The organism is Paenibacillus sp. OT2-17 (genome assembly GCF_009827695.1).
GTDB lineage: Bacteria > Bacillota > Bacilli > Paenibacillales > Paenibacillaceae > Paenibacillus > Paenibacillus polymyxa_B.
Window position 1 is genome coordinate 1 of sequence record NZ_WUDQ01000637.1, and the last position, 1,990, is coordinate 1,990.

3 protein-coding genes are annotated in these 1,990 nt (G+C 38.3%); 1 reads left to right on the top strand and 2 read right to left on the bottom strand.

Annotated elements, in window-relative coordinates; genetic code table 11:
- On the bottom strand, positions 1-448 hold a 448-nt coding region (locus GRP75_RS25550; RefSeq protein ID WP_160790728.1), incomplete at its 3' end, for a cyclase family protein.
- Between the two features lie 250 nt (positions 449-698).
- On the bottom strand, positions 699-1,613 hold the full coding sequence (locus GRP75_RS25555; RefSeq protein ID WP_160790729.1) for an arginase family protein: 915 nt from the start codon (positions 1,611-1,613) through the stop codon (positions 699-701).
- 106 nt (positions 1,614-1,719) lie between these two features.
- Here GRP75_RS25555 and GRP75_RS25560 point away from each other — a divergent pair.
- Positions 1,720-1,990 (top strand): winged helix-turn-helix transcriptional regulator (locus GRP75_RS25560; protein WP_160790730.1); only part of this gene is annotated, 271 nt, incomplete at its 3' end.

The window sequence follows — 1,990 nt, forward strand, 5'->3', positions numbered from 1 at the left end:
CTTTGCAGTTTGGCAAATTTTTACTGATGAATTCCGCTGCTTTGGGAGAGACGGCTGGGAAATTATTAGCGTATTTCTCAAAATCCGTATCTCGGTGTTTCCAATAGCTTGTATTAAAGATGAGAATATCCGCTTCATGCAGCTCTTCATATTCCTGAAGCATTTCAATGGTAATAAAGCCGTTCGGATCAAGAGGACAATCAATTAATAGCGGTTTTCGATAGATGAATTCTTCAATCGGAACAGCATCTATTCCCTTACCGTTATTTAAATGATGCCACGGTGCATCGACATGGGTGCCGACATGAAGATACATACTTAACACACTTCCATTCCAGGCATCCCCTTTGTCCAAACGCTCTCTAGGCTCTAACTTCACTTCTGGCATTCCTGGATAAACAGGCATTCCTTCATATATTGGGTAACCGATTTCGACGTATTTTGACATACTAAGATGCTCCTGTAATTTTAGTTTTAAGAATCCATTATAGGGGATATTCGCCTAATGTGTAGCTTCCGAAAAGTATAAGCGGAGTACAAACAGACAAACTGATAAAAAGACCATACCCCTACAGGTCAACTCCCTCATTTTAATTTATATTTTATATTCAATCGCCCTATCTTTCCTGAAATCGTACGACCACTTCTCCTTGATTGTCCTTTTAAGAAAGATAATATAAAAATAATAAACGATTATCCTAAGATATTAAAATAGGTATCTCTCCAAGCAGATTCTTTAAGTTAATAGAATCCCACGGCATATGCTCCGTTATACCTAATCCAACTACATCTGTTTCTTCAGATAGTTCTTTAATCAGATTAAGTAGCTGAGGCATTTGCATTGTTCCCGCAGGAGAAAAATTATAAGGTGCTTCAGGGTTGGCGAATAATAAAGAACGAAATGCTTTTGGGTCAAGCACATCTAAATCAAGGTGAATAGCTAGGTGCTTAATGCCACTTTCTTTAATCCACTCTCTTATAGATTCAGTACTATTCGTTAACTCTTTGGTTCCTGCAGTTTTAATTCCTAGTCTTTGAATCATTTCTGTGTCTGATTCTACAGGAGCTATACCTAGTCTTTGAAACGCTTCTGAAATGACTTCTGATTCTTGTTCTGTAGGAGCCGCTAATCCCGCGATAAAGACATTTTCAGGTTTTAGTGGGATTTTCACATGTTTTGTGAACTCCTCATCTCCTTCTCCCAAAAGATTTCCGAGCGGTAATGTATGACCGTTATCATAGCCCACATATCTAACTAAATCACTGTGAGCATCGATCCAAATTAAACCTAATTCCCCACCGTATCGTTCGTTCAAATAGGCAAATGGAGCTTGTTCCACTAAGCAGTCACCACCAAACATTACAATGCGATCTGGCTTATGAGCATCAATGATATGCTGAGCAGCCTCTAACTGTTCAAGTAGCTGTTTTCTCCCATTCATACCGTTTTCGTTTTCAAGCGGAGTACCCTTATAAGCTTGAACTGGAACATGAATAAGAGGTTGTTCATTATCCGGAGCTAGCCAAGCAAGCAGTTCGGCTCCAAAAGAGTAATTAGGATTGTTTCCCCCTTGCCATTGTGGCATTAACAGGCGTATTGTTTTTTTAGTCATGTTTTTCTCTCCTTTACTTCAAAAGTAAGGTTAGTATAAACTGAACACAAATAAAAACGTAGTACGCACTATTTTGATAGGTACTACCCGAAAGGATAGTGTAAACATGAGTATGGCTGAATTTAAAGGTAAAGTTAAAAATATTCAAGATACACCTTTTGGTTATACAGTTTCATTGATTGGTGGTAAATGGAAAATGGTTATTATTTATCTCCTAGCCGAAAACCGAACAGTTCGCTTTAATGATCTGAAAAGACAGATAGGGGCTATTACTTATAAAACATTGAGTTCACAACTAAAAGAACTGGAAGCGGATGGTCTGGTGAATCGAAAAGAATATCCTCAAGTCCCCCCTAAAGTCGAGTACAGTCTCACAG